This is a genomic window from Glycomyces sp. NPDC021274, from assembly GCF_040641195.1.
GTDB lineage: Bacteria > Actinomycetota > Actinomycetes > Mycobacteriales > Micromonosporaceae > Glycomyces.
Map to the genome: position 1 here is coordinate 25,061 of NZ_JBFADC010000019.1, position 24,602 is coordinate 49,662.

Below are 24,602 nucleotides of genomic sequence, written 5' to 3' on the forward strand. Positions count from 1 at the left end.
CAATCACTTAGGCCTCGCGGGGTGCGGGGCTTGCCGCGATGGCTTCGACCAGGCCTTCGATTGCTCGGGGGCTGAGGTCGCCGTCCGCGACTACCGTGATGATACGACGCTGGGGGCCGTCGCCTGGGGCGGCCGTCAGGGGCTTGGTCCAGGCGAGTGCGGGTCCGGCGCCGAGGTAGTCGTCGCCGCGGACGAACCATGGGTCGTGTTGGGGCGCTTGGTTGATGAGGATGAGGGTCCAGGGGGTGGGGCCGTTGTTGCGGAGGGCGAGCCAGGGGGTGGTGGTGCCGTTGAGGTGGTCGGCGCCGGTGGTGCCGGGGCCGTGGACGGTGGTGTCGCCGTGGCCGCGGGGGGCGCGCCAGAAGAAGCCGCCGTATCCGGCTCCGGTGCGGCCTTTGGCGCCGGGGCTGGAGATGTGGAGTGGTTCGGTGGTGAGGTTGTGGAGGGTGTAGCGGAAGTCGAGGGCCCAGGCGCGGTGGTCGAGGGGTCGGGCGGCGATGCGGCGGCGTTCGCGCAGGAGTGCGGTGCGGTCGGGGCCGATCCAGTGGAGTTCGTGGGCGAGGACGGTGTCGGTGCGGGTCTCCCAGCGGTGGTGGCGTTGGATGCCGTGGTTGGGGAGGGGGATTGAGCCTTGGTCGCGGACGTAGGTGCGGCCGCCCCAGAAGTTGGCGCCGCCGGCGTCGGGTATGGCGAGGCTGGCGCCGAGGTGGTGGAGGTGGTCGGGTGGCATGGCTTCGGTGACGGGGGTGCCGTTGAGGGTGCGTACGGGGTGGAGGTAGGGGCGGGGCGAGAGGGTGTTGGGGAGGTGGGGTCGCCAGATGTATGCGGCGACGGTGCGGCCGCCGAGGATGAGGGGTTGGGTCTGGGCGAGGGTGCGGGGGTCATGCATGGGGGTCCGTTGCGGTGACGTGTACGGCGTCGAATGTGGCGGTGCCGTGGCCGGTGGCGAAGAGGCCGAGTGCGGCGCCGACCCAGCGTCCTGGGGTGGCTTGGAAGGGTTCGCCGAAGGGCTGGGTCGGTTCGTCGGGGAGGGCGGCGTGGAACTGGCAGCGGCCGGTCGGATCGACGTCGACACCGACCCTCACAGCGGTGTCGGCGCCGGTCGCGACCGGCCGCTCGGGGCCGTTGCCTCGTTCCGGTTTCCCGGTTTGGGCAGTGCGGCAGGTGAGTGCGGTCGTGTCGCCGGAGCGGGTGAGCCCGATCCAGGCGTAGTCGTCGCCGACGATGGCGAGGCCTGCGGTCGCGTCGGTTGCGACTTTGAGGCGGAGTGTGGTCTGGGCGCGGCAGCCGCCGTCGGGGAGGCGCTGGCCGAGGAGGTTGGGGAGGTGGCGCAGGTCGGGGTCGTCGGTGGGGACGCCGGTGAGTGTGAGGCCGTTGTCGGTTGCGGCCCAGTGGGGTCGGGGGTTGGCCTGCCAGGCCCATTGGGGGCCGATGCCTCCGGTGAAGTCGTCGGAGGTGGCGGGCGCGGTGGACGGTTCGCCTTGGATGGGTTTGGGGTGCATGGTGATGGGGGTGCCGTTGTCGCCGATGACGGGCCAGCCGTCGTGGTCCCAGTGCATGGGCTGGAGGTGGACGACGCGTCCGAACGGGCCTTTGTCCTGGAAGTGCAGGAACCAGTCGTGTTCGTCCTTTGTGGTGACCCAGGCGCCTTGGTGGGGGCCGTTGACGTCGGTGTCGCCCTGTTCGAGGACGATGCGTTCCTCGTAGGGTCCGAGGGGGTCGCGGGAGCGGAAGGCGGACTGCCAGCCGTCGGTGACGCCGCCTGCGGGGGCGAAGATCCAGTACCAGCCGTCGCGTTCGTAGAACTTGGGGCCTTCGAGGGTGCGGTAGCCGGGCAGGTCGTCGCCGTCGATCACGACGGTGCCTTCGTCGAGGAGTGCGGTCGCGTCGTCGTTCATGCGGTGGACGGTGAGGCGGTTGTTGATGCCGGCGCGGCTCTTGGCCCAGCCGTGCACGAGGTAGGCCGTGCCATCGGTGGTCCATAGGGGACAGGGGTCGATGAGTCCCTTGCCGCCTTTGAGGAGGTGCGGGGTGGTCCACTTCCCTGCCGGGTCTTCGGCGCTGGTGCAGAACAGTCCCCGGTCGGGGTCGGGGTAGACGATCCAGTACCGGCCGGCGTGGTGGCGCAGGGCGGGGGCCCAGACGCCGCCGCCGCGCTGCGGGGTCTGGAAGTCGGCTTCGGGCACGAGCCGGTCGAGGGCGTGGCCGATGATGGTCCAGTTCACGAGGTCGCGGCTGTGGAGGATCGGCAGGCCCGGCGCGCGGTGGAAGCTCGAGGCGGTGAGGTAGAAGTCGTCGCCGACGCGGATCGCGTCGGGGTCGGACCAGTCGCCTCGCAGGACCGGGTTGCGGTAGGTGCCGTCGCCGTTGTCGGGAGTGCTGTGCCGCAAATGGAAATGGCTCAAGGGTGTTCCCGTTCGTCGTGTGGGCCGCTATTTGAGGCCGGTGGTGGCGATGCCTTTGACCAGGTATTTCTGTCCGGCGATGAAGAAGCCGATGATGGGGGCGAGGGAGAGCACCGACATCGCGAACATCTGGCCCCATTGGGATTGGCCTTCGGAGTCGATGAACTGGCGCAGGGCGAGCGGCACGGTGTACAGCTCGGGGTCGGTGAGGTACAGCAGGGGCCCGAAGAACTCGTTCCAGACGGAGATGAACGTGAAGATCGCGGTGGTGGCGAACGCGGGCCGGCACAGCGGCAGGATGATGCTCCAGAAGGTGCGGAACGGGCCGCAGCCGTCGATGCGGGCGGCGTCGTCGAGCTCCTGCGGGAGCGAGCGCATGAACTGCACCATCAGGAAGATGTAGAACGCGTTGGTGGCCAGGAAGTTCGGTACCAGGAGCGGGTAGTACGTGTTGAGCCAGCCGATTTTCGCGAACATGATGTACTGCGGGATGAGCAGGACGTGCCCGGGGAGCATCATGGTGCCGAGCATGAGCGCGAAGAAGAGTTTGCGGCCGGTGAAGTTGAGCCGCGCGAACCCGTACGCCGCCAGGGAGCAGGAGAAGAGGTTCCCGATGATGCTGAGGACGACGATGATGATCGAGTTGGAGAAGTAGATCCCGAAGTCGTATTCGAGGGCGTTCCAGCCTTCGGTGTAGTTCGACGGGCTCCATTCGGTCGGCCACAGCGACAGGTCCTCGAAGATGAGGCCGTTCGGTTTGAGCGAGCTGGAGACGAGCCACAGCAGCGGGTACATCATGACCAGGCCGATGGCGCAGAGGATCACGTGCCGGGTGAAGCGGCTCTTGCGGGTGCTGCCGAAGCGTTCGATGAGCGCGTCGGCGTCCTCGTTGGGCTTGGCGCTGCTGGGCTTGGCGGCCCGCGGGGTTTGCAAGGTCTGAGACATGGGTGGGACCTCAGCTGTCGTAGTTGACCCAGTACTTGGCGGTGAAGAAGGTGATCGCGGTGAACACGGCGATGATCACGAGCAGGGTCCAGGCCATCGCCGAGGCGTAGCCCATGTTGAACTGGTTGAATCCCTGCTGGTAGAGGTACAGGTTGTAGAACAATGTGGAGTTCGCCGGTCCGCCGCCGCCGTTGTTCATGACGAAGCCCTGCGTGAACGTCTGGAACGAGGCGATGAGCGACTGGATGAGGTTGAAGAAGATGATGGGGCTGAGCAGCGGCAGGGTGATGGAGCGGAACCTGCGCCATTTGGAGGCGCCGTCGACGGCGGCGGCCTCGTAGTACATGGTCGGGATCTGCCGCAGCCCGGCGAGGAAGATGACCATGGGCGAGCCGAAGGTCCAGATGTGCAGGATGATCAGGGTCGTCAGGGCGTAGTCGGGGTCGGAGGTCCAGGAGATCGCGTCGATCCCGAACCAGCCGAGGAACGCGTTCACGATCCCGTCGAACCCGAAGATGTACCGCCACAAGAGGACGACGGCGACGCTCGCGCCGAGGAGCGAGGGCAGGTAGAACACGGCCCGGTACCAGGGCAGGCCCCTGATGCCGCGGTTGAGGATCATCGCGACGCCGAGCGCGGCCGCGAGCGAGAGCGGCACGGACACGAACGTGTAGATGAACGTGACCTGCAGCGACTTGAGCAGCACGGGGTCGCGGAACATGTCCGCGAAGTTCTCCAGTCCGATCCACTTCGGAGCGTTCAACAGGTTGTAGTCGGTGAACGCGAGGTAGAGCGACGCGAAGAACGGGACCACGGTGAAGAGCATCCCGATGAACCAGGGCAGCAGGAACAGGTAGCCGGCGCGGTCCTTGCGCACCCCCCTGCCCCCTTGGCGACGCTTGCGAGCCATAAATTTGCTCAGCGGCTTGCGCTGCGGCGCAGGGGGGGCGACCGCCCCCGGCATGACGGCGGTCTCGGTCGGCGTGGTGGTCACCCTTCGATCGCCGCCGTCGCCTCGGCGATGAACTGGGCGGCCCCGTCGGCGGGCGTCTGGCGGCCGAACTCGACCTCGACGGCGATGACGTCGAGGAAGTCGGCAATGGCGCTGCCGCCGGGCGGGTACGTGTACGAGCGCGGCAGGTCCTCCCCCTGCAGGCCGATGAGGTACTCGGTCGCGACGAGGTCGTCCGGCTCGAGCGAGCCCTTGATCTCCTCGGCCACGGCCGAACTCGCCGGAACGCCGCGGGTGGTGCCCGTCGCGAGCGAGGCCTCGGGGTCGTTGGTGAGGAAGTCGAGGAGCTTCACGGCCTCCTTCGGATGCTTCGACGCCGACGCGACCGACCACAGGTGCGGGCAGTCAACCGATTGCCCGCGCCGGACCGCCTGCGTCTCGCCCGGGATGCGCAGCAGCGCGAGGTTCCCCCCGCATGCCTCGTTGTAGCTGAGGAAGTTGTTGGTCGGGATGATCTGCGACGCGAGCTTGCCCTGCGCGATGTACGACTGGTCGGCGCCGCCGCCGATCTCCTCGAAGAAGCCCGCCGGCGGGTACGCGCCGGACTGGCGCAGCCCGTCGATCATCGTGAACCAGGCCTCCATCGTGGCCGCGGACACGCCGAGCTTCCCGTCCTCGGTGAACAGGTCCTCGCCCTGCTGGCGCACCCAGACCACGAGGTTCTGGAGCGTCTGCGCGTCGAAGCCGGTCCCGTACACCGCCTGGCCGGAGGCGTCGCTGATCGCCTGCGCGAACGTCGCGAGGTCGTCCCAGCTCCACGTGTTCCCGTCCGGGACGGCCACGCCGTACTGCTCGGCGAAGTCCGTGCGGATCACGAACCCGACCGCGTTGAGCCCGGCGGGGACGCCGAAGACGCTGCCGTCCACTTCGGCCAGATTCGCCGCGTTCTCGCTGAGGCCGCTCAGGTCGATGTCGTCGGCGTGCTCGTTGAGGTCCAGGAGCGCGCCCCGGTCGGCGTACTCGCGCAGGGAGTCCATGCGCATCGCCATGAGGTCCGGCGCGTCGTTCGCGGCGAAGCGGGTCGCGAGCTTGTCCTGGTAGGGGCCCGAGTCCTGGTACTCGACCTTGATCGTGATGTCCGGGTTGGCCTCGGTGAAGATGTCGAGGGCCGCCTGGGTCTTCTCGGCGCGGGTGGCGTCGCCCCACCAGACCATGTTGAGGGTGACGCCGTCACCGCTCTCGTCATCGCCGCCGCCGCCGAAGCCGCGGCCGCAGGCGGCGAGCCCGGGGACGGCGGCCAGGCCGAGGCCGGAGAGCTTGAACAGGTTGCGGCGGTTGAACTCCGAACCGGAGCCGGGAGGTCGTTCAGTGGTCACGCTTGCGGTCCCTTCACACGGACGAGGGGTCGGGCCATCGATCGAACTCGATGAATGGGACCCAGGCTAGGACCGCGCCGCGGGTTATGTCAAGTCATGAAAGAAATTAAATGGAAGTTTTGGCAACCCATTGACGTAGATCGATGACCGTGCTTAGGCTGGGCCGAGCAGACGCCCGCACTCCATCGATAGGAGCGTCACATGAATCCTTCAGAGACAGGGCATCAGCCCCGCCGGAGGCTGCGCCGCGCCCTCGTCGCCGCCACCGCCGCCGCAGGCCTGGTGCTCGCCGGCCTCGCCGCCGCCACCGCCCTCCCGGGCGCCAATGCCGCGCCGCCCAGCCGGCCGGGGCACGGCTGGTCCGACACCGCCGACGGCTTCGCGTCCCTCCCGGGACTGGGACGCGGCCCCACCACGGGCGGCGCCGCCGGCGAGACCGTCACCGTCGACACGATGGCAGAGCTCGACCGCTACGTCACCGCCGCCGAGCCGTACGTCATCCGCGTCGCCGACGCGATCGACATCAATCCCAAGGGCACCGAGCTCAGGGTCGCCTCGAACAAGACGATCATCGGCGTCGGCACCGAGGGCGAGATCGTCGGCGGCGGCTTCTTCCTCGGCACCGGCGTCCACAATGTCATCATCCGCAACCTCACCATCCGCGACACCCTCATGCCCGAGGACGACCCCGACGACAAGGAGTTCGACTACGACGCCATCCAGCTCGACACGGCCGACCACATCTGGATCGACCACAACACCCTCACCCGAATGAACGACGGCCTCCTCGACAGCCGCAAGGACACCACGTTCCTCACCGTCTCCTGGAACCGGTTCTTCGACAACAACAAGACCTTCGGCATCGGCTGGACGCCCAACGTGACCTCGCAGATCACGATCCACCACAACTGGTTCAAGAACACCGTGCAGCGCAACCCGAGCGCCGACAACATCGCGAACCTGCACATGTACAACAACTACCTGCAGCACGCCTCCGCGTACGGCAACTACGTGCGCGGCGCCACCAGCGCGGTGATCGAGCACAGCTACTACGAGGGCACGCACAACCCGTACTACACCGTGGACGGTGAGCTGGTCCAGCGCGGCAACATCACCGTGGACTGCACCTGGGGCGATGTGGTCCGCGAGCAGGGCGACGCGTTCGATCCGCACGACTTCTACGACTACAAGGCCGACCCGGCCGCCGCCGTGCCGGCGCTCTTGAACGAATTCAGCGGCCCGCAGCCCGAGATTGGGACCTAGGCTGCGCGGGGTGCTCCTTGACCGACACCGCCGTTGAATTCGGGCGGCGGCCCCCGGTGCTGTGCACCGGCGCCGGGGGCCGCCGCCTCTTGGCTGCGCCCGCGCGTCAGGGCAGGAGGCGCGCGGGCGCGTCCTCGCGGCGGATGAACGCGAGCCGGGCGGTCTTGTGCGGCAGCTGGATCTCGGGGCCGAAGGTGAATCCGATGCGGCGCAGGCGCGCTGCGGCCTGCTCGTTGCGGGCGTCCGGTTCGACCACGATGCGCCGGCGCTTCGGGTCGGCGAAGAGGAACCCGGCGAGGACGCCCATGAGGACGCCGGTGAAGCCGGCCTGGGCGTTGCCGCCGGCGGGGGCGACGAGGAGGTGCATGCCGAAGTCGCCGGGTTCGACCTCGTAGTACTCGCCGACGGGGTCGGCGTCGGGCTCGTAGGTCTGGAGGAGCGCGATCGGTCGGGCGTCGCGCAGCATCAGGTACGCGTGGTGGGTGTCGAGGCCGTCGAGGTATTCGTAGATCTCGAGCACGTGGTCGCGGGAGTGCTCGGTCATGCCCCAGAACTTCGCGCGCTCCTCGGTGACCCAGCCGTAGATGAGGTCGAGGTCCTCGGCCGGCCTCAGGGGCACAATGGACACGGTGCCGAAGCCTTCCAGGTGCTGTGCGAACACGGCCGGACGGTCGATCATGCGGTACTCCTCTTGCAGTTGCGGCCAATCGGTGACGATGGGGATGAGTTCGCCGTCGCGCCACAGCGGGAACTGGTCGCGCAGGTGCGGGCCGGGTGCGCCCGAGGTTCCGAAGGGGACGATCCAGCGGCTCTGCTGGCGGTCGGCGAGGTCCCAGACCCAGCGGGCGGCGGGGCCGCGGGCGAAGTCCTCGGTGATGCCGGGTGCGCCCGAAGTGGACAGGACGCAGTCGGCGTCGCCGGACATGCCGGTGAGGGCCTCGGGCGGGTCGATGTCCCGCCAGGGGACGAGCCGGTGGACCTCGCCCCAGGTGACGGCCGGGAGCGCCGCGGCCGCGTCGAGGGCGTCGCGGAGCGCGGCGTCCCGCTGGGCGAGTGTGACCAGGTCGCCGTTGAGCAGGTGCTCCAAGGCGAATCCGATGCGCACTTCCAGCACGAGCCACGGCGCGAAGACCTCGGGGTACCGGGAGGCGGCGCTGAGCGGCGCGAAGACGGGCAGTGCGGCGAGGCCCCTGACGAACGCGGCCCGGAACGCGGCGAACGCGGCGGCGTCGGCGCTGCCGGCGTCCATGCGGCGGTCCCAGGCGAGGAGTCGCTTGCGCAGGAGCGCGGCGGGCCCGTCGAGGTCGAGTCCGGGGAGGAGGCCGAGCAGCGCGTCGGCGGTGGGCAGGTAGGTGTCGGTGTGGAGGGCGGCCATGTCTGCGGCGTTCCAGTCGTCGCGCGCGCCGAGCAGCGCTTTGATCCGTTCGACGCGGTGCGGGGAGCAGAATTCGACGCCGAGGCTCCCTGAGATGCCGCGGTCGTTGGCCATGGCGGCGAACCCGTCGATGTGCTTGGCGGCCAGGGGCTTCCAGCCGTTCCAGGCGTGTCGGGGTTCCCAGGCGGGGACGGGGCGGACGAGGTTCTCGCGGTCGCGTTCGGGGACCCGTCCGGCGACGCGGTGGAGGAGGCCGCCGGCGGTGTCGGCGGCCATGACGACGTTCACGGGCAGCACCCAGCCGTCGAGGGCGGCGTCGACGTCGGCGACCGTGCGGGCCCGGAGCAGTTTCGGCAGGGCGGCGAATCCGAGTTCGGGGTCGGCGTGCAGCGGACTGCGGAGGCTGAGCGCGGTGCCGTCGGTGTCGGCGTCGGTGATGACCGATCCGCGCCGGGTGGCGATCACCTCGACCGGAACGGCATCGCGTTCGGCGACTTCGATGGTCTCGGTCCGCGACCGCGCCGGCTCCCAGCCGTCCGGCCCGAGCGCCTCGATCCCGCCGGTGTCGGTGCGGCGCAGCCGTTCGTGGAAGAGGTCCTGCGTGTCGGCCATGGCGTTGGTGATGCCCCAGGCGACGCTCCCGGTGTGCCCGAAGTGCGCGATGCCGGGGATGCCGGGCATCGCCAGTCCGACCACGTCGAACCCGTCGGGGCCGTCCGCGGTGCAGGCGAGGCGGATCTGCTGGTAGGTGCCGGGCAGTTGGAGGAACCGGTGCGGGTCCCCGGCGAGGATCGGCGCCCCGGTGGCGGTCAGGCCCTCGGCGACGATCCAGCCGTTCGACCCGGTGGGGGCGGGCCCGTCCATGGCGAACCGCCCGACCGCGTCCTCCCCGAGGTGCTCGATGACGCGCTCGCGCCAGAGCTTCGCCGGGAACCCGGATCCGAACAGCAGGTGCTCGGCGTGCCAGACCGCGAGCGGGGTCCACGCCTCCCAAGTCTCAGGGGCCCTTCGGAACTCCGGTGCCGCGGCGGCCGCTGCGGGGAGGGCCGCGTTCACTCCGGCGACGTAGGCGCGGACCCAGTCGGCGGTCTCCCGGTCGAGGTGGTCGAACGCGGCGCGCGCCGCGTCCACGATTCCGGTCTGCCGGGCGAGGCGGTCCCAGGGCAGCCACTCGACGCCGAAGACCGCGGCCGAGGTCCCGGTGGCGCGGCGCAGCAGGGTCTCCAACTGCCAGGCCCGATCGGCGGCGGCGTTGCGGCCCTGAGCGAAGGCGAGCGACTGGGGGTCGGTCGCGCGCAGGTGGGGGACGCCCCAGGCGTCCCGATAGCACACGAAGCTCATAGTTAGGTTAGTCTAACCTAAGCATAAAGTCATTGATCTTCACTGGGACGCGAGAAGGGATCGGGCATGGGGCACGGCTGGGAGGGCGCGGTACTGAAACTGCTGCGCGCCAAGGACTTCACGTTCACCGTCACGGGCGCGACGCAGATCACCGAGCACTACCGCCGACTCACCTTCACCGACGGCGGCCTCCTCGCCGAACTGCCCCTCCACCCCACGATGTGGGTCCGCCTCTGGTTCGACGACCACGGCAAACCGCACCAGCGCGGCTACACGATCGTCGACCCCGACGCCGAGAACGGCACCTTCGCCATCGAGTTCGCCCTGCACAAAGGCATTGCGAGCGACTGGTCGCAGCAGGTCGAACCGGGCGCGACCATCCAGGCCACGGTGTACGGCACCGGCTTCGCACCGCTCGACCCCGCCCCAGAGCGCCTCCTCATCGTCGGCGACGCGGCCTCGCTCCCCGCTGTGAACTCGCTGCTCGACGCCTTTCCCCAGACCCCCGCGACCATCTGGTTCGAGACCGCGTCCGACGACGAACTCCCCCACCGGACCACGGACCGCCACGACCTCAAGCTCGTCCCCCGCGCCGACGACGGCGAACCGCTCGTGAGCCAGGTCCGCAAGGAACTCCCCGAGCTCGCCACCGACCCCGCCCAGGCCTACCTCTGGATCGCCACCGAAGCCAAGTCCACCCGGGCTCTGACCACCTTCGCCCGCAAAGAGATCGGCTTCCCGAAGGACCGCATGCACGCCATGGCGTACTGGCGCGCGGCCTAGACCGAGACCGCCCTAAGCCGAAAGGCCGGGACCTCCCACTTGGAGAGGCCCCGGCCCTTCGACTGTACTGCTCGACCGCCCCGGCCGCGGCCTCGATCAGAACCAGCTGCCGAAGGACGGCCCCGGCGGGGCCTCCCCGCCGCGGCGGAAGACCTCGCCGTCCCGCCACGCCCCGACCGGCCCGTGCCCGCGCAGCTCGCCGCACCTCCCGATCGACATCCGCGCCCGGCCCAAGCGGGCCCGCAACCGCCCGAACCCGGTCATGACCGCGTCCCCGCCAGCGCGGGCACCGCGTCGCCGACCTGGCCGGCCGCCTGCGCGTTCGCGAACCTGCCGGCACCGGCCGGGACGCGCCCGGCGGCGGCAGTCGCTGCGGGCGTTGTGATCCGGGCCGGAACCGCGCCGACCGGGGCCATCGCCCGGACCGAGTTCGCGACCAGGATCCACACCAGGGCCGAGAGCACGACCAGCAGCACCCGCTGCACGACGCCGCGCCACTCCCCGCCGTTGAGGAAGCCGGGCAGGAACGTGTTCACCGTCGTCGTGAGGAAGGTCAGCGCCGCCAGGCCGGTCGCCCACCACGTGCCGCGCCGCACCCAGTCGGGCACGTCGGCGTCCTTCATCCGGATCGCGCACAGCGCCGCGACGACGGTGAGCAGCACGAACGCCGCGCCGGCGGTGTAGCGGTGGATCTGCGCCCACCAGGTGAGGCCCGATTCGGGGGTGCCGGTGCGGAAGACCGCGGCGCACACCAGCATCACCGAGGTGGCGCCGAGCAGGAAGCGGATGAAGCCCTCCCGGGCGAGGCCGACCCCGCGTCCGGCGAGGACGGCGCACGCCAGCGCGAGGGCGAGCACCGAGGCGGGGAACAGGACGATCCCGGGCCAGGTCACGGCGTAGCTCGAGACCGGGGTCGCCACCGGGTCCACCGCGTGCGACTGGGTCAGGTGCATCACCGCGAAACCGGTCTGGCTGGCGGCGACCGCGGCCATGGCGGTCACTCCGGCGGCGCGCGATTGGAGCAGGTTCTGGTTCATGCGGCGAACGGTAGGGGCGCGGACGTGCGGTCTCCCTCGGTCCGCGGCGTGGATTCGGGGCTCATACCCTGGGGTGAGAGGCGGGGGCTCGACCCGTACCGGGGAGTGAGGGCGGGCGGGCTGCGGGCGGCATAGGTTGGTGGCGTGAAGTTCCGATCGAAGTCCGAGCCGGCCCCGTTCAGCGCCATCCGCGTCGTGGTCGGCTACCTGATCGCCGCTGGACCCGTGGGTTCGGGGACGTGGCGCTGGCGCTTTTCGACGACGCTCGCGCTCGTCGGCCCCGGGTCGGTTCCGTTCGCGCTCGTGCTGCTCTTCACCCAGTACGGGATGTTCCGCGAGGACTACCAGATCGCGTGGGGTGCGCTGCCGGCGTTCGCGACGGCCGCGGCGGTCGTCCTCGCCCGCTTCCGGCCGGTCGAGGCGTGGATGCTGGTCATGGCGTCGCTGCTGGCGACGATGTTCGGCGCGGACTTCGTCGGGTGGCTCCCGTGGCCGCTCACCTCCCCGAACCTGTTCGCGCTCATGGTGGTGCTGTTCGCGCTGGCGCGCGATCGCCGTCCCTGGTTCGGTGTGGGCGCGTGGGCCTCGTACTTCCTGGTGGGTGCGGGCGCGATCTGGATGTCGAACGCCCGGTTGGTGACGATCGTGTCCGACCCGGTGTGGAACCCGACGCCGACGCCGGCCACGGACAGCCTGCTCCTCGGTTCGCTGTTCGGCGCGGTGACGTTCCTGGTCGGGTTGACGGTGCGCATTTCCCGGCAGGGGCGGGCGCGGGTGGCCGAGGAGGAGCAGGTCGCGGAGGCGGAGCGGCATCAGCGGCGGCTGCTGGAGGAGCGGACGCGGATCGCGCGGGAGCTGCATGACATCGTGGCGCACCACATGTCGGTGATCACGGTGCAGGCGTCGACGGCGGAGTACCGGATCGCGGACCTCGGCGAGGAGGCGAAGGCGGAGTTCCGGTCGATCAGCGGCCAGGCGCGGGAGTCGCTCGCGGAGATGCGGCGGCTGCTGGGCGTGCTGCGCAGTGAGGACGAGGCGGGCGCGCGGGAGCCGCAGCCGGGGCCGGAGGCGCTGCAGGGGTTGGCGGAGGCGGTGAACCGGTCCGGGACGCCGGTGTCGCTGCGGGTCGGTGAGCTGCCGGAGATGCCGGAGACGGTGGCGCTCACGGTGTTCCGGGTGGTGCAGGAGGCGTTGAGCAATGTGGTGCGGCACGCGCCGGGCGCGGCCACGGACGCGGCGGTCGCGTTCGTCGACGGGCGGGTCGCGGTCACGGTGGTGAACGGTCCGGCGCCGGCGAGGCCGGCGAGCCGCGAGCCTGCCGGGGGCGGGGTGGAACCGGATTCGCAGGGGCTGGGTCTGGTGGGGATGCGCGAGCGCGTGTCGCTGGACGGTGGCACGCTGGAGACCGGGCCGACCGCCGAGGGCGGGTTCCGGGTGCATGCGGTGCTGCCGGTCGAGGACCGTTCGAGCGTTGAGGAGTCCCAGTGACGATCAAGGTGCTGATCGCCGACGACCAGGCGATGGTCCGGGCCGGGTTCGCGGCGCTGCTGAACGCGCAGGAGGACATCGAGGTCGTGGGCGACGCCGAGGACGGCGTGGGCGCGGTGACGGAGACGACGCGGCTGCGTCCGGGCGTGGTCCTCATGGACGTCCGGATGCCCACTATGGACGGCCTGGAGGCGGCGAGGCGGATCCTGTCCTTCCCTGAGGAGCGGCGCCCACGCGTGCTCATGCTCACCACGTTCGACCTCGACGACTACGTGTACGAGGCGCTGCGCATGGGCGCCAGCGGGTTCCTGCTCAAGGACGCCCCGCCCGGCGACCTCATCGCGGCCGTGCGCATCGTCGCGGCGGGCGACGCGCTGCTCGCGCCGTCCGTCACCCGGCGGCTCATCGAGCAGAGCTTCAAGGCCAAGCCCGCGCTCAAGCGGTCGGCGAAACTCGACGCGCTCACCCCCCGCGAAGAGGAGGTCCTGCGCTTGATCGCCCGCGGCCTGTCGAACCCGGAGATCGCCGGGGCCCTGTTCGTGTCCGAGCAGACGGTGAAGACCCACGTCGGCAAGATCTTCAGCAAACTGGGGCTGCGCGACCGCGCCCAAGCGGTCGTCTGCGCCTACGAGACCGGCCTCATCACCGCGGGCGACCCCCGGGAGCATTAGGCCCGTTCCAGTGGGCCTCACCCGAAATGGTGGGGGCTGCTGCAGTGCCCTGCGCGGCCGATCCGACTAGCGTCGACACCGACCCGCCGCGCGGCGGGTCCGCAATCCCGACTCCCGCGGCATGCGGCGCCGCACGGCCCGCATGGTGATCCGCCCTGCCCGAAATCCGGACCCAGAGATCGGCCACCAATGAGCACCCGAACCGCACCCCCGCCGCAGACCGGCTCGACGAAGCGGTCGCCCACCGTCCGCATCGCGACTTGGAGCGCCACGAACCCGTGGAAGGCCATCCTCGCGTGGACGGTGTTCGTCGCCGTCTGCTTCGGCGCGGGCGCCGCCGCCGGCACCAACCAGGTCGCCTTCTCCGACTACTGGATCGGCGAGGCCGGCGACGCCGAGACCATCGCCCTCGAGAACGGCCTCGACGCGCCCGCCGTCGAGCAGATCCTCATCTCCTCGCCCGACGGCGCCCTCGACCCCGAGGCGGCCGCGGCGGCAGCCGCCGACCTGCGCACCCGCATGGACGCTTTGGACGAGGTCGCCGAGGTCGCCGGACCGGTCACCGCCAAGAGCGGCGACGCCCTCATGCTCGCCGTCACCATGTCCATGCCCGCGCACGAAGCCGCCGACCACGTCGACCCGCTGCTGGAGACCACTGCGGCCGTGCAGGAGGCGCACCCCGACCTGGACTTCGCGCAGACCGGCGGCAAGTCGATGTCCAACGAGCTCAACGACCAGCTCGGCACCCAGCTCGCCCAGGTCGAGCGGTTCACCCTGCCGATCACGCTGCTCATCCTGTTCATCGTGTTCGGCTCGCTCCTCCTCGCGGGCGTGCCACTGCTCCTCGCGATCTCCTCGATCGTCGCCGCACTCGGCGTGTACGCGTTGAGCTCCCACTTCTTCCCGGACGCGGGCGGCGCGGTCACCAGCGTCCTCGCCATGATCGGCATGGCCGTCGGCGTCGACTACTCGCTGTTCTACCTCAAACGCGTCCGCGAGGAACGCCGGCGCTCCGGCGGCACGGCCGACCCCGCCCGCGCGATCGAATTGGCCGCCGAGACCGCCGGGCGCACCATCGTGACCTCCGGCATCGCCGTGATCGTCTCCCTCGCCGGCCTCTACCTGGTGGACGACGTCATCTTCTCCTCGATCGCCACGGCCTGCATCATCGTCGTCGCCATCGCCGTGATCAGCTCGCTCACCGTCCTGCCCGCACTGCTGGCCAAGATCGGCCGCCGCATCGACGGCGGCAAGCTCCTGCGCCGCAAAGCGACCAGTACCGGACCGGGTCGGGGTGAGGGCCGCGTGTGGTCGGCGCTGCTGCGCCCGTCCCTGCGCCACCCCGTCGCCACCGCCGTCATCGGCCTGGTCGTCATCGGCGGCCTCGCCCTCCCGGCACTGGCCATGACCACCAGCGTCGAAGGCCGGGAGTCCTTCCCCAAGTCGCTCGACTCCATCGCGGCCTACGACGCGCTCGTCGCCGAGTTCCCGGCCGCCGGACTCGCGCACTCCATCGTCGCCGAAGTCGACCCGGCCGACGCCGACGCGCTCGCCGCGGCCGCCGCCGACCTCCAGCAGCGCACCCGCGGCGACGCCCTGTTCGCCGCCCACGGCGATCCCCGCCTCCGCATCGCCGACGACGGCACCGCGATCCGCCTCGACCTGCCGATCCCCTACGCCACCAGCGACCCCCGCGCCGCCGAGTCCCTCGCACTGCTCCGCGACGACCTCGTACCGGCCACCATCGGCCAGATCCCCAGCGCCGACTACGCCGTCTCCGGCGAGCCCGCCTACGCGAACGACTACGCCGACCACCAGTCCTCGCGGCTGGCGCTCGTCGTCGGCTTCGTCCTCACCGCCACGTTCATCACGATGCTCATCAGTTTCAGGTCACTGGTGTTCGCGCTCCTGAGCATGGTGCTCAACCTCCTGTCGACCCTCGCGGCCTGGGGCGCGCTCGTACTGGTCTTCCAGTACACCTGGGCGGAAGGGCTCCTCAACTTCGATTCCGCCGGGTTCATCGGCTCACGCACACCGCTCCTGGTCTTCACCATCCTCTTCGGACTCTCACTGGACTACCAGCTGTTCGTCATGAGCCGCATCAAGGAGGCCGCGCTCGGCGGCGCAGCCCCGCGAGAGGCGATCAGCCAGGGCATCCGGTCCTCGGCGAGCGTCGTCACCAGCGCGGCCGTGATCATGATGTCGGTGTTCGTGGCCTTCGCCTTCATCGACCGCATCGAGATGAAGCAGCTCGGGTTCGCGCTCGCCCTGGGCGTCCTGCTGGACGCCGTGGTCGTGCGGGTCATGCTCCTGCCCGCGCTCATGGCGATGATCGACCGCGCGGGCTGGTGGCCCGCGCGATGGCGCCAGCAGACGCCGGTCGCCGCCCCTTAGCGGCTTGAGGGGCGGCCACGGCCGCCCCTCTCCTCGTTGAGCTGGGATACAGGAAAACTCCACCCACTATTGGAATAGATCGTTCCGCTCTGCTATGATCGGAACATGACATTCCGTTCCGGAGTTTCGAAGAAGGAGAACCCCATGCGCATCCTCGTCACCGGCGCCACCGGCACCGTCGGCCGCAACGTCATCGAGCAGCTCACCGCCCGCGACGCGAGCGTCCAGCTCCGTGCCCTCACCCGCAACCCCGAGGCGGTCCTCCCCGCCGGCGTTGAGATCGCCGTCGGCGACCTCGCCTCGCCCGACACGCTCACCGACGCGTTCAAAGACGTCGACGCCGTCCACTTCATCAACTTCGCCGGCGACGGCTACGGCGCACTGCCCGACCCCGCCGGGCTCGTCGCCCTCGCCGAGAGCGCCGGCGTCCGCCGCGCCACCGTCCTCGGCGGTGTCGCGACCGGCCCGCTCGAGCAGGCCCTCGCCGCCAGCGCGATCGAGACGACCTACCTGCACCCGGTCGAGTTCATGTCGAACGCGAGCATGTGGTGGTCCGAGGTCATCAAGGCCGGCGAGGCGATCCGCGAGCCCTTCGGGGACCGCCTCAGCGCGATGGTCCACCCGGCCGACATCGGTTCGGTCGCAGCGACAGTGCTGCTCGAGGGCGGGTACGACGAGCAGGCGCTCGTCATCACCGGCCCCGAGGTCCTGACGATGCAGGACAAGGTGCGGGTGCTCGGCGAGGCGGTCGGGCGCGAGATCCCGTTCGTGGAGCTCACTGTGGAGGAGGCGCACGCGAAGTGGCGCGGCGAGGGCATGCCCGAGGGCGTCATCGCGTTCCTGACCGAGGCGCTCGGCAACACGCCCGAGGAGGGGAAGACCGTGGCGGACACCGTCGAGCGGGTGACCGGCCGCCCGGCCCGGACGTTCGTCGAATGGGCGGGCGCGAACGCCGACGCGTTCCGCTAGACACGAGAAACCCGAAGGGGCGCTGCCGCAATCGCGGCAGTGCCCCTTTTCGTCGGTAATTCTGGGAATTCACAGAGTATTTGACAATTCTGAAACAACACACCACTTAGGTTGATATTCACTGAATTACTTGGATCTTTCACTTTTTCCCGTTTGGCCCTAGTCTCCTTGTATGGCACGGCTCACCATCATCTCGGTCCCGTCCGCAACCAGCGGACGTTGCCGGCCTGCCATGGCGGTCGCCTCCCCGTCGACCGTCGATGCCCCCACCCGAAAGGCATGCATCACATGAATCGCCAACGCGCGCTTGCAGTCACCGCTGCCGGTGCCATCGCCACCGCTCTCTCCCTGGCCGCGGCACCCGCCTCGGCCGAGATCCTCGACGCCAAGGCCGAAGCGGCCCGCGACGACCTCCACGGCAACGTCTCCCAAGGCGTGATCGACGGCCTCCAGGACGCCTTCGGGCTCACCGAAGCCGAGGCGTACGACCGCCTCGCGGTCGAGGACGTCGCCGCCGACCTCCTCGAAGAGGTCCCCGCCGACCTCGACGAGTCCTATGCGGGCCTGTGGGTCTCGGAGGACGCCGACGAGATCTTCGTCGCCACCACCGACGCGTCCGACTCCACCGGGCTGCGCGCCGAAGGCGCCACCCCGGTCCTCGTCGCACACGACCTCGCCACCCTCGAGGACGCCGCGAGCGCCCTCTCCGCCGTCACCATCGACGGCTACTACGGCAACTACATCGACGTCGTCGCCAACACGCTCGTCGTCGAGGCCGCCGACGCCGCCACCGCCGCCGACGTGATCGAGGCCGCCGGGATCGACCCGGCCCTCGCCACCGTCGACGCCGGAGCCGAAGCGCCCCAGACGTACTTCGTGCGCGGCGGCGACGCTTACAACATCGAGAACTCCTGGCGCTGCTCGGTGGGCTTCTCGGTCCGCCAGGGCTCGACCCCCGGCTTCGTCACCGCCGGCCACTGCGGCGCAGCGGGCGACTCGGTCACCGGCGGCGAGGCCGCTCCCGGCACGTTCCGCAACTCGGTGTTCCCGTCCGCCGACCGCGCCTGGGTCGCCGTCGGCTCCGGCGAGGCCCTGTACGACGACGTGAACATGTACTCCGGCACCCGTGACGTCGCCAACGCGAACGTGGCGGCCGTCGGCTCCTCCGTCTGCCGCTCCGGTTCGACCACCGGGTGGCACTGCGGGACCATTCAGGCCTTCAACCAGACCGTGCGCTACGCCGAAGGCGCCGTGTACGGCATGACCCGCACCAGCGTGTGCGCCGAGCCCGGCGACTCCGGCGGCTCGTTCATCACCGGCAACAGCGCGCAGGGCATGACCTCCGGCGGCTCGGGCAACTGCCGCACCGGCGGCACGACCTACTTCCAGCCGATCGGCCCGGCCCTCAGCGCCTGGGGCCTGACCCTCGTCACCACCTAGAAGCAGCGACACAACCGAACAGCATTGGGGGCCTTCCGAAAGGAAGGCCCCCGTTCGCGCTCGGATCCGTTGTCAGCGGACGAGCGGCTGCACTTCGGCCTTCCAGCGAACCTCGGCGTTCACCCACGACGCGACCCGGTCGACGGCGGCGTGCAGGTGCTCCCGGTCGGCGCGGGCGTCGTCCCACTGCACGGCCTCCACCACGAGCTCGCCGTTGCTGCGGCGCAGCGCGACCCGGCCCGGCAGGTCGTCGCCGGCGAAGATCGGCAGGCAGTAGTAGCCGAAGGTCCGCTGCGGCTCCGGCACGTAGATCTCGATCTTCCAGCCGTGGCCCCACAGGCGCTCCATGCGCTCGCGCAGCCACACCAGCTGGTCGAACATCGACACCGCGACCGGCCGCTCCGCGCCGGGCAGGCGGGTGCGGCGCACCTGCGGGTCGATCCAGGTGCGGCCCTTCCAGCCTTCGACGGCGACCTGCTCGACCTCGAGGTCGCGGAGCACCCGCTCGGTGTCGGCGATCTTGAGGCGGAAGTAGTCGGCGATGTCCTTGCTGGTGCCCACGCCGAGGTTGCGCAGGGCCGTGGACACCATGTAGCGCAGGCACGCCTCGTCGTCGGCGTCCCAGAGGTGCTCGGCGGGGATCGCGCGCTCGGCGAGCTGGTAGACGCGCTTGAACCCGATCCGGTGCGTGCAGGCCACCTCGCCGAACCAGAGCAGCCGCTCCACGGCGTGCTTGTGGTCGGTGCGGAAGTTCCAGCTGTCGCCCATGTTGCTGACGCCCTGGCCGCGGTGCATCGCCCCGGAAGGGAAGTCCGAGACGGTGATCGCCCCGCGGTCGCGCAGCAGCGCCAGCACCTCGGCCTCGGCGACCGCCAGCGAGTCGTCCTCGTAGCGCTCGCGCCAGTTCCGCCGGCGTCGGGCGAGGTAGGGCCAGGCGGAGACTGGCAGCAGCGACATCGCGTGCGCCCAGTACTCGAACGCCACGGGACTGCGGCGCCGCTCGAGGCTCCGCACGGCTTCGTCCACGTCGAGGTTCCGGGCGAGCAGCGTGAGCTCGTGCGCGCGGCGCACCGCGGAGATCGTGTCGAGCTGGATGCACCCGAGCCGCTCCAGCACCGTCTTGAAGCGGGTCGCCTTGGGCCGCAACTGCGCGGCGATGGCGATCCGACGGGCATCGGCAAGCCGCAACGACTCAGGCACAGATCCGGTCCTTCCAACAACGACAGCGGTCACCCAGACCGTACAACCGCCCACCGACAATCCGAACACCCCAAGCCCCGGCCCGCCGGTCCCCCCAACGCCCAACGCCCAACGCCCAACGCCCAACGCCCAACGCCCAACGCCCAACGCCCAACGCCCAACGCCCAACGCCCAACGCCCAACGCCCAACGCCAGAATTATGCCCGCCACCAGCACCGACGCCCGAATGTCGCACCCATGTGGGAGTGTGGTCCTTTTCGGTTGGTCGGAGGCGGATGCGGGTGGGAAGGGGCATGCCCTATGACCTCCCACCCAGCGCCACCGCGCTCAAGCACGAGCCCGCGACCGGACCGCCCCGCCACGAGGCGACGCCTCCAACCCGAATCGCCGACCCGCCAGCGCGCAGCACCCGCCGAACCGATACGCGAGCCCGAGCCGCACTCGATCAGGCCGAGCCCGCTCTCACCCGCCCCGACCGACCCGCACTCGATCAGACCAAGCCGGCACCACACCCGCCCTAGTTCGGCGCGACCGCGACCGTTCCCGTCTCCGCGCGCGGGTCCGCCGCGCCCTCGACGTGCCCGTCCTCGCCGACCTCGATCAGATGCGCGTGCCCGAACCCGCTCCCGGCCTCCGCGTCCCGCACCGCAAAACCGCGCTCGCCGAGCCCCTCGCCCCACGCCTCCGGGCTCCCGGCCTCCAACTCGACGTCGATCTCGTATTCGCCCGTCCAAGTCCCGAAGCCGGTCTCACCAGGGTGCAGCCGCCACCGCGCCGCCTCCACGGCCGACTCGACCGATTCGCCGCCGTGCAGCACCCGCGCGATCAGCTGCGCCACGATCTGCGGCTGCGAATCACCACCCATTGACCCCGCCACCAGGCGCAGTGACCCATCGGGCCTCGTCACCAGCGCCGGCACCAGCGTGTGCGGGGGCCGCTTCCCCGGCCCGTACTCGGCCGGGTGCCCCGGCTCCAGGTTGAAGCCGGTCCCCCGGTTCTGCAGCCCGATCCCCGTGCGCGGCTCGAACAGCCACGTCCCGAACCCGGCCGCGTTCGACTGGATGTACGAGACGCCCATCCCGTCCCCGTCGAGCACCGCCATGTACGTCGTTCCGCCGGCCCCCTGCCGCACCGGCACCTCGGCCTTGCGGTCCGCGCTGATGCGCGCCGCCCGCTCCCCGGCCGCCGCCAGCAGATCCGTAACGTCCGCGCCCTCGAACAACCGCTCCGGCCGGTCGTACCCCGCCTGCCGCGAGGCCTCCACCAGGTAATGCGCCCACAGCGGGTCGCCCGCGTCCACCGGAAGCTCCAGCCGGTCCGCGATCGCCAGCGCGAGCAGCAGCAGGTACCCCTGCGAGTTCGGCCCCGCCGACCACACCCGGTGCCCGAACGCCTCGACGCTCAGTGGCTCCTCCCAGTTCGCTTGGGATGCAGCCAGGTCGGCCTCGCTGAACAGTCCGTCCCCGAGCTCGATCAGCCCCTGCCCGAAGTCCCCCAGATAGAACCCGTCCCGGCCGCCCTCGGCGACCGCGCGCAGTGCGTCGGCGGTGCGCTCGCGACGAACCGTCGCCCCCGCCTCCAGGCCGACCAGGTCCTCGGCTCCCGCGACACCGGCAAGCGTCCCGCCCGCCTTGGCGAGCATCGCGGTCGCAGGCCAACCGCCCGACGCGAGCGCAATCGCCGGCGCCAGCAGTTCCGGCATCGGCCGCGACCCGTGCCGCTCGTGCAGCGCGAACCAGCCGTCCACGCAACCGGGCACGGTCGCCGACCGCAGGTCATTCCGGAACGGCATCACCGCATGGCCCTCGGCCCGCAGCGCCTCCGAGTCGGCACCGGAACCGGCCCGCCCCGAGGCGTTCAACGACGTGGGCACCGGCTGGCCCGGCACGTGGACCAGCGCGAACAGGTCACCGCCGAGCCCGCACAGATGCGGGGCCACCACAGTGAGCGCCGCGCCCGCCGCGATCGCGGCATCGGCGGCGTTGCCGCCGCTCTCGAGCACCTCGCGTCCGATTCCGCTGACGAGCGGATCGACCGAACACACCACACCCTGATCGACCACTGGGCCTCCTTCTGCGCAACCGACGGGCCGCGCAGCGGCCCGCCATGGGGAACGTCGCGCGTCGAACCGCAGGTCCGCGCGCTTGCAACGCCCCGAAGCCTACCTTGCCGGTCGGCAAGTAGAAACTCGCTGGAGGCGGTTAGACCTCCCGGTCGACCCCGAACACCGGCCGCCCGGAAATCTGAGCCGCCCGCCAGTACCACTCCAGGTACCCGCCGACGATCAAAGCAAGCATCCCCAAGTGCTGCAACGCGCTCAGCTCGCCCCACAGCACCAAACCCATCACCGTGAGCACCAGCAGCGTCCGCACCAGCGCCCCGGCGAAATGCCCGCGCCGGCCCTTGCCCACCAGGTCGCGACGGCACTCCGGCGGCAGCGCCCGCAGCGACCAGAACCAAGCGGCCCAGTAGAGCAGCACCAGCGCACCCGCGACCGCACCCGCCTCGACCCACGGCGTCGGAAAGATCCAGTCGATCACGTTGAGTAGCAACGCCCCCCGTAGCACCCGCTCGTACCACCGCCACGACCAGTGCCGCAGCGCCATCTCATAGAGCCGCACCTCGTCCTCGGTCCCCGCCGCACCGGCCGCGACCGGCTCGTCCTCGGTCCCCGGCACCTTCGCCCGCGCCTCCGCCGCCCGCAAGCTCTGCCAGGCCACCCGCAGCCCCGCGCTCAACCGGCCGCGCGTCTGCAGGATCACGGCCAGGTCGTCCCGCACCGAGACGTCGTCCGGATCGAGCTCGAGCGCCCGCACATAATGCGCGTGGGCCCGCTTGTGCCGCAGATGGTGCTCGTAGATCCGTCCCGCCGTGTGCTGTACCCACACGTCATCGGGCGAACGCTCCAGCGCCTGCTCCACCAGCTCCCGCGTCTTCGCGAACTCCTGGTCCCGGTACCGGTACCAGGCCAACTGCATGTAGTACCGCCCGTTGTCCGGCGTCAACTCGGCCGCCCGCCACAGCGAGGCCGTGCCCTCGTCGGCCCGGCCCAGCTCGAACAGGATGGTCCCGTGCAGCCAGTGCGCGTCCGCGCTCTCCGGCTCCTCCTCGACCGCCCCCGCGGCCCACCCGAGCGCGTCCTCCTGGCGGCCACTCAAATGCAGGCACCACGCCAGCAGCAGTTGTGAGACCGAGCCGGCCCCGTACTTCCCGATGCCCTGCTCCAGGACCTCGGCGGCCTCCCCGTACTGATCATTGTCGATCAGTTCCCGCGCCCGGCCCTCCACCGCGCCGGAGATGAACCGCGGCCAGGTCTTGTTCACCGCCTGGAGGACGCGCCCGCGCGCACGCGGCGACGGGATCGCATTCGGTTCGACGGCATCGCTCATTCCCGACTCCAGATCGCTCGGGGGGCACTGCAAGCAGGGGCGGGAGACGCGGCGGCCGCCGTTCGCCTGGACTTCCGCGGGACTCGAACCGCGTGCCGGTGCTCACGACAGGTGCTTTTGTCTCCGGACGCCCTTAGCATAGAGGTGGACCGCGTCCACCTGTACGGCCAAGTCTCTTGTACCGTGGAGTGACTGCGGTGGGGACGAGAGGAAAGATCGGAACTGGTCATGGAAGAGCCGACACAGCCTGCTGATTCAGCCGGGCCGATCTCGTCGACGGTGCACCGCTGGCGGCGCCTGGCGGTCCGGCACGACCTCGAGTGGAGCGAACTCCTGCTCATCGCGTTGAACCTGTACGGGTTGCGCGGCAACAACTCTGAAGGCATGCGACTACGCCTGAACTCCGAAGACGAAGAGTTCATGCTGGTCCTGCCCGCTGACCGCGCGACCTCGCCGTTCAGCCTCCGCGCCCACGTCGACCCCTCCTCACCCCAGCACGGGCTGAGCGAGCTCTGCGTCGACGGCACTCCGGTCGCCGAGATCATCGAAGCCGAACCCGGCGAAGAGGTCCGCGGCTATCTCCGCGCCGACGGCACCGCCGCGACCCTGCTCCTGCAGGCCGCGACCGACACGCCCGAACTCGTGAAGTGCTACCGCGACCTGTTGCAGGCCTTGGCCTCCGACCTCGCCGACGACGGCGAGCCGCACCTCTTCGACGAGGTCACGCTCTCCGCCTCCGGCATCCACGACGAAGCGCTCGTAGTCGAGCACCTCGTCGCGGTCCGCGAAGCGATGACCGCCGAGGGACTCCCGGAGACGACGACGCTCGGCGTCCTCACCCCGGCCCTCCACAGCCAGAACGCCTTCACCGAGCTGTCCGCGAAGGTCGGCCCGGTCCTGCTCTTCCTGACGACCGAGACGTTCCAGGACGACGTTCCCGCCTCAGAGGCCGAACCATCGGTCCCTGAGGACGCCGCAGCCGCGGACCCGCTGGTCCCGGTCACGAGCCGCCAGTCGGAACGCCTCTCGGAGATCCTCGCCGCAGCCCGTGAAGCCGGGCACCGGACCTCCTTCACCTACACCGTCGGCAGCGAACCGCTCGACGAGATGCGCGCCTGGCTCCTGCCGCTCGCCGAGCAGACCACCATGTGGCCCTCGCTCACGATCCTCCCGGCCGAATCGCCCGTGGACGACTCGCAGCACGTGGCGGCGCCCGATGAACGCCTCGACTTCTTCCTCGAAGCGCGGCGCCTCCTCGAGCAGATCTTCGCTCCGACCCAGCTGCGCCCGCAACCATGGCGCTGCTACCGCGGCCTCTGGTACCGCCAGCACGCCGGCGAGCACCTCGAGGGCCCGTACGTCTAAGCGCAAAACAGCAATGGCCGCAACCCAGTGGGTTGCGGCCATTGCTCTATTCGCGTCATTGACTCCAGGACACAAAAAAGCGCCCTACCGCATTGCGGTAGGGCGCTTCCATACGTAAATGTTTGGCGGTGTCCTGCTCTCCCACACCCTCTCGAGTGCAGTACCATCGGCGCTGGAAGCCGTAACGACCGGGTTCGGAATGGGACCGG

General features: G+C 70.3%; 19 protein-coding genes. 8 read left to right on the plus strand and 11 right to left on the minus strand.

The window, feature by feature from the left end:
* Positions 1-7: 7 nt before the first annotated feature.
* The 5 genes from AB0I03_RS25255 to AB0I03_RS25275 all read right to left on the minus strand — a co-directional run bounded on the left by AB0I03_RS25255 (position 8) and on the right by AB0I03_RS25275 (position 5,678).
* Positions 8-889, minus strand: a complete 882-nt coding sequence (locus AB0I03_RS25255) for a PmoA family protein (RefSeq protein ID WP_360416953.1) — start codon at positions 887-889, stop codon at positions 8-10.
* Entirely contained in the window at positions 882-2,405 is a 1,524-nt protein-coding gene (locus tag AB0I03_RS25260; protein WP_360416955.1) for a family 43 glycosylhydrolase, read from the minus strand. Before AB0I03_RS25260 ends, AB0I03_RS25255 begins: the two co-directional genes overlap by 8 nt.
* Positions 2,406-2,432: 27 nt before the next feature.
* Positions 2,433-3,203 carry a carbohydrate ABC transporter permease gene (locus AB0I03_RS25265; protein WP_360416984.1) on the minus strand — a complete coding sequence of 257 codons (771 nt, stop codon included), beginning with the start codon at positions 3,201-3,203 and terminating at the stop codon, positions 2,433-2,435.
* Positions 3,204-3,360: 157 nt separating this feature from the next.
* Positions 3,361-4,260, minus strand: a complete 900-nt coding sequence (locus AB0I03_RS25270) for a sugar ABC transporter permease (protein WP_360416986.1) — start codon at positions 4,258-4,260, stop codon at positions 3,361-3,363.
* A gap of 80 nt (positions 4,261-4,340) precedes the next feature.
* The gene (locus AB0I03_RS25275) at positions 4,341-5,678 is read right to left on the minus strand and encodes an extracellular solute-binding protein (protein ID WP_360416956.1); all 1,338 of its coding nucleotides are present in this window, start codon (positions 5,676-5,678) and stop codon (positions 4,341-4,343) included.
* 201 nt (positions 5,679-5,879) lie between these two features.
* Here AB0I03_RS25275 and AB0I03_RS25280 point away from each other — a divergent pair, with 201 nt between their 5' ends.
* A complete protein-coding gene (locus AB0I03_RS25280) occupies positions 5,880-6,941 on the plus strand; it encodes a pectin esterase (protein ID WP_360416958.1) in 1,062 nt (353 codons plus the stop codon).
* A 106-nt stretch (positions 6,942-7,047) separates the two neighbouring features.
* On the opposite strand, the gene AB0I03_RS25285 is transcribed toward AB0I03_RS25280, so the two are convergent.
* Positions 7,048-9,657: a GNAT family N-acetyltransferase gene (locus tag AB0I03_RS25285; protein ID WP_360416960.1), complete on the minus strand. Its 2,610-nt coding sequence runs from the start codon at positions 9,655-9,657 to the stop codon at positions 7,048-7,050.
* Between the two features lie 66 nt (positions 9,658-9,723).
* On the opposite strand from AB0I03_RS25285, the gene AB0I03_RS25290 reads away from it, so the two are divergent.
* Positions 9,724-10,440, plus strand: coding sequence for a siderophore-interacting protein (locus AB0I03_RS25290; RefSeq protein ID WP_360416962.1), 717 nt, complete (start codon positions 9,724-9,726; stop codon positions 10,438-10,440).
* 96 nt (positions 10,441-10,536) lie between these two features.
* On the opposite strand, the gene AB0I03_RS25295 is transcribed toward AB0I03_RS25290, so the two are convergent.
* Positions 10,537-10,704 carry a hypothetical protein gene (locus tag AB0I03_RS25295; RefSeq protein WP_360416964.1) on the minus strand — a complete coding sequence of 56 codons (168 nt, stop codon included), beginning with the start codon at positions 10,702-10,704 and terminating at the stop codon, positions 10,537-10,539.
* A complete protein-coding gene (locus AB0I03_RS25300; RefSeq protein ID WP_360416966.1) occupies positions 10,701-11,477 on the minus strand; it encodes a DUF998 domain-containing protein in 777 nt (258 codons plus the stop codon). The genes AB0I03_RS25295 and AB0I03_RS25300 overlap by 4 nt, the downstream gene beginning before the upstream one ends.
* A 144-nt stretch (positions 11,478-11,621) precedes the next feature.
* On the opposite strand from AB0I03_RS25300, the gene AB0I03_RS25305 reads away from it, so the two are divergent.
* The 5 genes from AB0I03_RS25305 to AB0I03_RS25325 all read left to right on the plus strand — a co-directional run bounded on the left by AB0I03_RS25305 (position 11,622) and on the right by AB0I03_RS25325 (position 18,439).
* Positions 11,622-12,965 carry a histidine kinase gene (locus tag AB0I03_RS25305; RefSeq protein ID WP_360416968.1) on the plus strand — a complete coding sequence of 448 codons (1,344 nt, stop codon included), beginning with the start codon at positions 11,622-11,624 and terminating at the stop codon, positions 12,963-12,965.
* On the plus strand, positions 12,962-13,636 hold the full coding sequence (locus AB0I03_RS25310; protein WP_360416970.1) for a response regulator transcription factor: 675 nt from the start codon (positions 12,962-12,964) through the stop codon (positions 13,634-13,636). Before AB0I03_RS25305 ends, AB0I03_RS25310 begins: the two co-directional genes overlap by 4 nt.
* Positions 13,637-13,825: 189 nt before the next feature.
* Positions 13,826-16,030 carry an MMPL family transporter gene (locus tag AB0I03_RS25315; RefSeq protein WP_360416972.1) on the plus strand — a complete coding sequence of 735 codons (2,205 nt, stop codon included), beginning with the start codon at positions 13,826-13,828 and terminating at the stop codon, positions 16,028-16,030.
* 144 nt (positions 16,031-16,174) lie between these two features.
* Positions 16,175-16,999 carry an NAD(P)H-binding protein gene (locus AB0I03_RS25320; protein WP_360416988.1) on the plus strand — a complete coding sequence of 275 codons (825 nt, stop codon included), beginning with the start codon at positions 16,175-16,177 and terminating at the stop codon, positions 16,997-16,999.
* Between the two features lie 288 nt (positions 17,000-17,287).
* On the plus strand, positions 17,288-18,439 hold the full coding sequence (locus AB0I03_RS25325) for a S1 family peptidase (RefSeq protein WP_360416974.1): 1,152 nt from the start codon (positions 17,288-17,290) through the stop codon (positions 18,437-18,439).
* A gap of 72 nt (positions 18,440-18,511) precedes the next feature.
* On the opposite strand, the gene AB0I03_RS25330 is transcribed toward AB0I03_RS25325, so the two are convergent.
* From AB0I03_RS25330 to AB0I03_RS25340, 3 genes are all read right to left on the minus strand, one after another.
* A complete protein-coding gene (locus AB0I03_RS25330; protein WP_360416976.1) occupies positions 18,512-19,639 on the minus strand; it encodes a crosslink repair DNA glycosylase YcaQ family protein in 1,128 nt (375 codons plus the stop codon).
* 517 nt (positions 19,640-20,156) lie between these two features.
* Positions 20,157-21,701 (minus strand): gamma-glutamyltransferase, encoded by a 1,545-nt coding sequence (locus AB0I03_RS25335; protein ID WP_360416978.1) that lies wholly within the window; start codon positions 21,699-21,701, stop codon positions 20,157-20,159.
* Positions 21,702-21,840: 139 nt separating this feature from the next.
* Entirely contained in the window at positions 21,841-23,028 is a 1,188-nt protein-coding gene (locus AB0I03_RS25340; protein ID WP_360416980.1) for a tetratricopeptide repeat protein, read from the minus strand.
* Positions 23,029-23,256: 228 nt separating this feature from the next.
* Here AB0I03_RS25340 and AB0I03_RS25345 point away from each other — a divergent pair, with 228 nt between their 5' ends.
* The gene (locus tag AB0I03_RS25345; RefSeq protein ID WP_360416982.1) at positions 23,257-24,393 is read left to right on the plus strand and encodes a hypothetical protein; all 1,137 of its coding nucleotides are present in this window, start codon (positions 23,257-23,259) and stop codon (positions 24,391-24,393) included.
* Positions 24,394-24,602: the final 209 nt, after the last annotated feature.

Excerpts from the sequence above, each read along its gene's own strand:
- AB0I03_RS25255 (WP_360416953.1), bottom strand. The coding sequence starts at position 889 with ATGCATGACCCCCGCACCCTCGCCCAGACCCAACCCCTCATCCTCGGC.
- AB0I03_RS25265 (WP_360416984.1), bottom strand. The coding sequence starts at position 3,203 with ATGATGTACCCGCTGCTGTGGCTCGTCTCCAGCTCGCTCAAACCGAAC.
- AB0I03_RS25270 (WP_360416986.1), bottom strand. The coding sequence starts at position 4,260 with ATGGCTCGCAAGCGTCGCCAAGGGGGCAGGGGGGTGCGCAAGGACCGC.
- AB0I03_RS25280 (WP_360416958.1), top strand. The coding sequence starts at position 5,880 with ATGAATCCTTCAGAGACAGGGCATCAGCCCCGCCGGAGGCTGCGCCGC.
- AB0I03_RS25285 (WP_360416960.1), bottom strand. The coding sequence starts at position 9,657 with ATGAGCTTCGTGTGCTATCGGGACGCCTGGGGCGTCCCCCACCTGCGC.
- AB0I03_RS25290 (WP_360416962.1), top strand. The coding sequence starts at position 9,724 with ATGGGGCACGGCTGGGAGGGCGCGGTACTGAAACTGCTGCGCGCCAAG.
- AB0I03_RS25295 (WP_360416964.1), bottom strand. The coding sequence starts at position 10,704 with ATGACCGGGTTCGGGCGGTTGCGGGCCCGCTTGGGCCGGGCGCGGATG.
- AB0I03_RS25300 (WP_360416966.1), bottom strand. The coding sequence starts at position 11,477 with ATGAACCAGAACCTGCTCCAATCGCGCGCCGCCGGAGTGACCGCCATG.
- AB0I03_RS25315 (WP_360416972.1), top strand. The coding sequence starts at position 13,826 with ATGAGCACCCGAACCGCACCCCCGCCGCAGACCGGCTCGACGAAGCGG.
- AB0I03_RS25320 (WP_360416988.1), top strand. The coding sequence starts at position 16,175 with ATGCGCATCCTCGTCACCGGCGCCACCGGCACCGTCGGCCGCAACGTC.
- AB0I03_RS25325 (WP_360416974.1), top strand. The coding sequence starts at position 17,288 with ATGAATCGCCAACGCGCGCTTGCAGTCACCGCTGCCGGTGCCATCGCC.
- AB0I03_RS25340 (WP_360416980.1), bottom strand. The coding sequence starts at position 23,028 with ATGAGCGATGCCGTCGAACCGAATGCGATCCCGTCGCCGCGTGCGCGC.
- AB0I03_RS25345 (WP_360416982.1), top strand. The coding sequence starts at position 23,257 with ATGGAAGAGCCGACACAGCCTGCTGATTCAGCCGGGCCGATCTCGTCG.